6 protein-coding genes are annotated in these 7,321 nt (G+C 72.8%); 3 read left to right on the top strand and 3 right to left on the bottom strand.

The genetic code is table 11. The annotated features are described in order from the left end of the window. The first annotated feature begins 816 nt into the window (after window positions 1-816). Window positions 817-1,233, top strand: a complete 417-nt coding sequence (locus tag I003_RS36195; protein WP_051368475.1) for a peptidase inhibitor family I36 protein — start codon at window positions 817-819, stop codon at window positions 1,231-1,233. Between the two features lie 513 nt (window positions 1,234-1,746). Here I003_RS36195 and I003_RS0125555 read toward each other — a convergent pair. Both I003_RS0125555 and I003_RS0125550 read right to left on the bottom strand, forming a co-directional pair. Further along, window positions 1,747-1,950 (bottom strand): hypothetical protein, encoded by a 204-nt coding sequence (locus I003_RS0125555; protein WP_027774115.1) that lies wholly within the window; start codon window positions 1,948-1,950, stop codon window positions 1,747-1,749. Between the two features lie 93 nt (window positions 1,951-2,043). Then, window positions 2,044-2,532, bottom strand: coding sequence for an ATP-binding protein (locus I003_RS0125550; protein ID WP_486584382.1), 489 nt, complete (start codon window positions 2,530-2,532; stop codon window positions 2,044-2,046). Between the two features lie 153 nt (window positions 2,533-2,685). On the opposite strand from I003_RS0125550, the gene I003_RS0125545 reads away from it, so the two are divergent. Together I003_RS0125545 and I003_RS0125540 are read left to right on the top strand one after the other, a co-directional pair. After that, window positions 2,686-3,537 (top strand): helix-turn-helix domain-containing protein, encoded by an 852-nt coding sequence (locus I003_RS0125545; protein WP_486584381.1) that lies wholly within the window; start codon window positions 2,686-2,688, stop codon window positions 3,535-3,537. Beyond that, window positions 3,518-3,709: a DUF397 domain-containing protein gene (locus I003_RS0125540; protein WP_027774112.1), complete on the top strand. Its 192-nt coding sequence runs from the start codon at window positions 3,518-3,520 to the stop codon at window positions 3,707-3,709. Before I003_RS0125545 ends, I003_RS0125540 begins: the two co-directional genes overlap by 20 nt. Before the next feature lie 20 nt (window positions 3,710-3,729). Here I003_RS0125540 and I003_RS0125535 read toward each other — a convergent pair whose 3' ends face one another. After that, window positions 3,730-7,311 (bottom strand): protein kinase domain-containing protein, encoded by a 3,582-nt coding sequence (locus I003_RS0125535; RefSeq protein WP_037721707.1) that lies wholly within the window; start codon window positions 7,309-7,311, stop codon window positions 3,730-3,732. Between the last annotated feature and the right edge of the window lie 10 nt (window positions 7,312-7,321).

The raw sequence follows: 7,321 nt of genomic DNA, 5'->3' as shown, positions 1-7,321 counted from the left end.
CGTGCGGTTCGAGGCGAACAACGGCGCCCACGACGCCGCCCGCGATACCCGACGACTGAGCACACCGCCGTACCCCCGCTCCCCTCGTTCCCGGCCCACCCCGCGGACCAGCCTCCGCCCCAGCGCGTGCCCCCGCACCCGCTCCACCCACCCCGCCGGCCAGCCGCCGACACCGGCGACCCGGGCCCACTGTCAGAGCAGGCGCATACCCTTGGGCGGGCGTGAGGGGAGATGGAGGGCTGGGCGCATCCGAGGCGGGCCAGAGGTGGAAGCGGGCCAGGGGACGGCGGACGACTCTGGGGCACCCCGGCGCTGGAGCGGACAAGTTCTGGGACACCTCCGCGTTGCCGCGGGTGGGCTCTGGGACACCTCCGCGCTTCCGCGGGTGGGCTCTGGGACACCCCCGCGCTTCCGCGGGTCGGCTCTGGGACACCCCCGCGCTTCCGCGGACCCGCCTGCCCCGCCCCGGGACACCCGCCCCAGCCTCCGCCGCATGAGCAGCGTGCACAGTCACCTGCGGCGATCTGAGCAATGTGGCAACTGCCGGATCAGTGCCCCTTGCTCTTAGAGTCCTTTTCGTACGAGCCTCCGCTCCATCTCCGTCGCCAACCACCCGCCCTCACCGGCCCCCTCGGCGCGCCCCGCGCCGAGGCCCGCCCCGCGCCGCCGACCCCGGTGTGCGCAACGGCGCGCGCGGCGCGGCGGGCGGTGGCTCGCCGCTCCACCACGCACGACGGAAACAAACCGCGCCCGTTCCTCCCCGCTCACCCGAGCGGCACGGAGGAGTTACCTCGGGTTTCGATACCAGGAGAAGTCATGCGAAAGATTCTCACCACCCTCGGCACCATCGGCCTTGCCGTCGCCCTCGGGCCGGCGTTGCCGGCCCAGGCGTCGGCGGCCGAAGCGAAGGCGTGGAGTTGTCCTTCGAACTCCGTCTGCTTCTACAGCGGCACCGGCGGCCAGGGCCAGCGGTGTGCGTGGCCGGCCCGGTCGGACGACGAGAACTGGAAGGGCGGCGATGTGCAGTGCTCGTGGGCCAGCGGCATCTTCCCGATGGTCCGTTCGGTCCGCGTCATGCCCAACTCCATGGGGTCGGTGACGTACTTCAAAAATGCCGGATACTCCGGCCGCGTCGGTTGCACCAACGGAGGCGCCGACGGCGCCAAGTCCACCTTCACCGAGGCCAAGGTGATCCTCTCGCACTCGACCAGCAGCAGCGCCTGCCAGACCTGAGTCCGCGGCGCCCTCCAACCTCCCGGCGGCCGGCCTCCTCCCCACGGTCCTCCGGCCGCCGGGAGCCCTCTCCCCTCACGCATGGATCCCCACCGAGTCTCCCGGCCGTCCAGGCCGGGAGGCCGTCCAGTGCTGCCCGGAAAGGGCCGATACGAGATATCGACACGGATGACAACGATCGGCGATTGACCTGAACGGCGACCTCTCCGGTTCCTCGGCGCCCGTCCGGCGCGGTGACTTCTACACGTTCAGCAAGCCGACCGGCGGCGACAGCCCGTACGGCCGCTGCACGGACACCTCGGGCAAGGCGAGCAACCCTGGGGCATCGACCTGCTCGACAGTCCCGGCGTCAACCCCGAAGGCGGTCACTGCACGACGGCGTCGTACTTCGAGTAGGACCCCCGGCGCTCCGCCGTCGGCCGGCCCCTGCACCGCCCGCCGGCGGAGGCCGAGGGGAGGGCGCGGTGGTCGCGGAAGGCCGCAGTGGTCGCGAGGGCCGCAGCCGTCTGTCGGTCAGCGGTCCGCGTACTCCCCCAGGACGACCACCGAGACCACCGCACCGCCGAAGGCGGTGACCGCCCGCCACGCCGTGTGCAGGCGGTTCCTCGTCGCACGCGCGGCCACCGTCGCGATGTGCGCGCTGTCGGGCTGCGGGGCGTCGGTGGCCCGCGGGCTGTCTGCTGCCCCGCTCGGCGGGGCGATGGAAGCGCTGCTCATGCTTCCAGCGTGCCGGGGTTCACCTGCAAAAACCTCGGCCCGCGGAGGGAATCCCACGGCCCCCGCTCTACGACCCAGGGGCCAGCCGCACCCCTACGGAAGTCTCAGGGTTCCCCCGACTTCCCCGTCCTCCGCCCGCTCCCCCACCGGCGTCGGCTCCAGCCTCGCCCGCACCGTCTTGCCGACGAACTCGCGCGGAAACCACGACAGCTCCGCCCCCAGCCCCCGCGCCAGGAACAGCCCCCTCCCCCGCTCGTCCTCCGGCCCCGGCGGCGACGGATCCAGCACCCGCGGCGGCAGCGTCTCCTGCGGATCCGACACGTCGATCACCAGCGACCCGTCCTCCCGTACGGCCAGCCGCACCCACACCCGCCGCCCGATCCGCCGCCCGTACTGGATCGCGTTCGTCACCAGCTCCGACACCACCACCGCCGCGTCGTACGCGTCCCCGCCCCACCCCCACAGCGCCAACTGCCGCCGCACGTGCACCCTCACCAGCGGCACGGACCGGTGCGCCATCACGTACCCCATCGACCACTCGCGCGCCATCCCCTCCGAACTGCACGCTCCATGCTCGGCCATCCACACCAACTCCAGAATTACGGTGACACTTTGGGATTTACAGCTGTATTGTCGTAGCGCTCGGTTACGCTGCGTGGTGAAAGGTTTTCGGAGCGGAGTGGCCGGGTGCAAGGCCCGGCACGTGACAGACGTGACTTGAACGGGGAGGCACGCATGACCCCACGGAACGCCATGCACCGCGCGACCGGCACGACCGCCGAGATGTTCGGCGACGTGCTGAAACACCTGCGCGAGGCAGCAGGCATGACACAGGCGGAGCTGGCGAGGCCGATCCCCTGCGACCGGTCGTACGTCGCGAGGGTCGAGGCGGGGACGAGCGTCCCGCCGGACACGTTCGCGGAGAAGTGCGACGATGTGCTGGGGGGTAACGGTCTGTTAGCGCGACTGTGGCTGAAGGTCGACTGGTACCCGGATGTGGCACACCCGAATTGGTTCGAACGGCGGGCACAGATGGACGCGGAGTGCCTGTCGTTGCGGGCGTATCAGGAGGGAGTCGTACCGGGTCTGCTGCAGAATGAGCGGTACGCCCAAGCACTGTTCACTCGCGTCACCGAAGACGAGGAGAAAGTCGAGGAACGCGTACGAGCCAGACTCAGCCGCCAGCAAAGGTTCTTTTCCCCTGAAGGCCCGCTGTACATCGCTGTCATCGATGAGAGCTGCCTGCGCAACGTCGTTGGTAGCCCCGAGGTCATGCAAGAGCAGTGCGAGCACCTGCTCGCCGCAGGTCAGCGGAGCAACATCCAGATCCAGGTGGCCCCGGCCAACCGACCCGAACTCATCCGCCCACGCGGCTCGATGTCGTTGCTCACGCTGCCCGACGACGAAAAATGGGCCTACGCAGAGGCACTTGACCGTGGGTACTTCAGCGCAAATCCAACGGCCTTCGAGCATCACCTGCGGACCTATGATGTGCTCAGGGCTGACGCTATGTCGGCTCGCGAATCCGCCGCCTTCATCGGCGAGTTCATGGAGGGATACAGGCAGCATGGCCATGACCTGGCGTAAGAGCAGCTACAGCCACGACAACGGCGGCGACTGCATCGAGGTGGCCACCACCCCCACCACCGTCCCCGTCCGCGACTCGAAGGACCCCGGCGGCCCTCGCCTGGCCTTCACCCCCACCGCCTGGGCCGCCTTCGTCGACGCCGTCAAGCGTGAGGAGTTCCCCACCGCCTGACGCCGCCCCCGGCGGTCGCCTCACCCGCCGTCCTGCGCCGGGAACTCGTACTCCCAGTCCAGTTCCCACACCCGCGCGGCGCCCTGGCTGTCGAATGTGGTGACGACATGGCCGTTGCCGCTGATCCACGGCCTCTCCACGATGCCGTCGTGCCCTTCCAGCTCGCGCAGGCAGCCGCCGCCCGCGAGGTCCCACACCCGCACCAGGCCGTCCCAGCCGCCGGTGACGGCGAACCGGCCGTCCGTGCTGAGCCCGGGGGCGTTCGGGCCCTCGTAGGTGCCGAGAGGGCGGCCCCGGCCGGTGCGCAGGTCCCAGACCGTCATGGTCTTGGTCGTGTCGTCCCTGGTCGTCGAGATCCCGGTCCCGCCGTCCCCGGAGATCGCCACGGTCGTCCCGGGGGCGCCGGGCATCGTGTGGCGGCAGCGGCCGGTGGAGGTGTCCCACACCTGGAGGGTGCCGTCCTGAGCGCAGGAGAACAGCACGTCACCGGCGTGGCTCAGGGCGAGGCCCGTGCGGCCGGGGCCCGGTGGCAGGGCACGTATGCAGTGTCCGGTCTGCACGTCCCAGATCCGCGGACCGTCGCCCGCGGATGCGGTGCAGGAGACCGCGTACCGTCCGTCGGCGCCCAGCAGCAGGGCGGTGACGGCCGCGTGGTGGTCGGTGAGTTCCCGGCGGCATGCGCCGGTGGTCAGGTCCCAGACGCGAAGGACGGCGTCGTCTCCGCCGGAGAGCCCGACGCGGCCGTCCGCGCTGACGGCCACGTGTCGCACCGCGCCGGTGTGACCGCGCAGCACGTGCCGGCAGATCCCTGAGGCCGCCTCCCAGACCCGGACGGTGGCGTCCGCACCGGCTGACAGGGCCGTTTCTCCGTCCGCGCTGACGGCGAGGGCCGGGACGTGTCCGGTGTGACCCTGCATGGTGCGGTGGCGTCCGCCGCCCAGGTGCCATGCCCGGACGGTGCCGTGCTCGTTGCTCACCAGGGCGCGCGAGCCGTCGTCGCTCACCGCCGTACCGCAGCTCACGGAGCGGTACTGGCCCACGGTGGGCAGGACGTCGCGCAGCCACGCGTCCTGCAACCTTGTGCGGCGTCCGTACCGGGCGAGGTCCTGCCAGCGGTCCAGCAGGGCGCGGTGGCGCTGGTGGCCGACCCGGGTCCGGGCCCGGCGTATCTCCTCGGCGGCGGCGGGGACGCGGCCGTCCGCGACCAGTTCCGCGGTCCGCTCCAGGGCCAGGCCGGCCGCCTCGCTCTCGCGCCGCCGGTCCTCGGCGGGTCGCGGGCGGGCGTAGCTCCATGGGGCGGCCGGGCCCGCGGACGCCACCTCGCGCAGGATGAGCGTGCCCGAGTCGGCGCCCAGCAGCGCGAAGCGGCCGTCGCCGCTGAGGGCGACGGCCAGTTCCTCCCAGTCGGGGAACTGCGTCTCCGACGGCCAGGTCTGGAGGCACCGCCCGGTGGTCAGTTCCCAGAGCTGGACGCTGTCGCCGCGGGTGGAGACGGCGTGGCGGCCGTCGCCGCTCACGGCGAAGGTGTAGCCCCTGCCGCCGGGGCGGTCGACGGTGCAGCGTTCCCGGCCGGTCGCCACGTCCCAGACGCGGACGCGGGCCTCCTCGTAGCGGCCCTCCTGGGCGACCACCGTGCGGCCGTCGGCGGTCAGCCATGCGATAACGCATCCGTTGCCGAACGTGCGCAGCACACGGCCGGTGGCGGTGTCCCACACCTCGGCGGCGCCGGCGTCCCACGGCTGTCCGGCATCGGGCTGCCGGGCGAGTCCGAGCGCGGTGCGGCCGTCGGCGCTGATCCCCGCCGACCGGAAGTAGCCGCCGCCCTCCGTGCCCTGCGTGCGCGTGTGCAGGCGGCGACCGGACGAGACGTCCCAGGTCCGGACGGCTCCGTCCGCGTGCAGGGACAGGGCGACGCGGCCGTCCGCGCTCAGGGCGACCTGGACGGAGGGGCTCTGCCCGGGCTCGGCCGGGTCGGTGAGGGCGCGGTCGAGCCGGCCGGTGGCGAGATCCCAGACGCGTACGGGGCCGCCCTCCTCGGCGGAGAGCGCCCGGGTGCCTTCCGCGTCGATCGCCAGATCCGTGACGGGGTGTCCGCCGGGCCCGTCGTCCGGGGTGGCGATCTCCCGTACGCAGCGGCGGGCGGTCAGGTCCCACACCCGGAGCGTGCCGCGGCCGGCGGAGAGCGCGGTCGTGCCGTCCTGGGTCATGGCCACCGCACACACCCCCTGGCCGTTCCGGGCGAGGACCACCGGCGCCTCGTGCCGGGGGGCGTTGTCGGCCGCCGCCAGGGCGGCGGTGATCTCCGGGGTGCCGCCGGGGGCGTGTCCGGCCGCGGTCCGGAGAGTGTGGCGCGCGGCGGGTGCGTCGCCGCGCTCCAGATGCACCAGGCCCAGCAGGTACGGGCCCGTCCAGTCGCGGGGCCGGGCGGCGCAGGCGGCCTCCAGGTCGGCGACGAACTGGGCGTCGGTGGACTGCCCGCTGCGCCACCGGTGCAGGCCACGGTTGTACGTCGCGTGCAGGTGGCGGGCGTCGGCCTCGGTGGCCCGGCGCCACAGCGTCTCGGCCCGGAAGTCGCGCCCGAGGTCCAGCATCGACAGGGCCTGGTTGGACAGCTCGTCCGCGAGCCGCACGGCCGTCCGCGGCTCCGGCCTGGGGTACGGCTCGCCGAGGGCCTCGGCGTAGACCGCGGCCACGTCGCCGGCCAGCGCGCCCATGTCCCTCGGCCGCCGCGCCGGATCCTGGGTGAAGCAGCGGCGGAGCAGCGCCGCCAGCCCCTGCGGCATCGGCGGTATGCGCGGGTCCGGTCTCCCGGCGCCGTCGGTGAGGAACGCCTCGAACGCCTCGGCGGCGGTGTACCCGTACCGGCAGGGCGCGCGGCCGGTGAACATCTCCAGCACGGTCAGCGCCCACGACCAGGTGTCGGTCGCCCGGCCCAGCGGTGTCCGCGGCCGTCCGGACAACGGCGTCCAGCCGGCGGCCTGGGCCTGCTCGGGCGAGCAGTAGGCCGGGGTCATCCCGGCGTACCCGGCCACGACGCTCGCGTCCGCGGAGCCGGTGCCGCCGGTTTCACCGGCCGCGACCCGCGCCCTGGCCAGCCCGAAGTCGGTCACCTTGGCCGTACCGCCGGGAGTCAGCAGCACGTTGGCGGGCTTGACGTCCTGGTGGACGAGGCCGTTTCTGTGCGCGTGCTGCAACCCCCACGCGGTCTGCACGGCGATGTCGAGGATGCGGTGCAGCACCTCGCGGTGTCCGCCGGTGTAGAGACGGCCGCGGCGCACGGCGTCGGCCAGGCTGCCGCCGTCCAGCCATTCCGCGAAGACCCGGGGCACGCCGTCCAGCCTGCGGACGTACACGCAGGTCACGGTGTGCGGATGCTCGCCGAGACCGGCCCAGGTCGCGGCCTCCGCCTCAAAGTCGTCCAGTCCCCTGCCGCCGGCGAGTGCGTCGGGGCGGGGGGACTTCACGGCCAGTTCCGCGTTCCACCCGCGGTGCAGCACGCGGTGCACCAGCCCCATGCCTCCGGTGCGGATCACGCCGAGGACCTCGTAGAGATCGAGGATCACGTCACCGAGGCGCCATTCAGGGGATACGTCGGTCGCCACGCGCACATTC

The organism is Streptomyces sp. CNQ329 (assembly GCF_000482585.1).
This window is presented reverse-complemented; position numbering and strand designations above follow the sequence as displayed.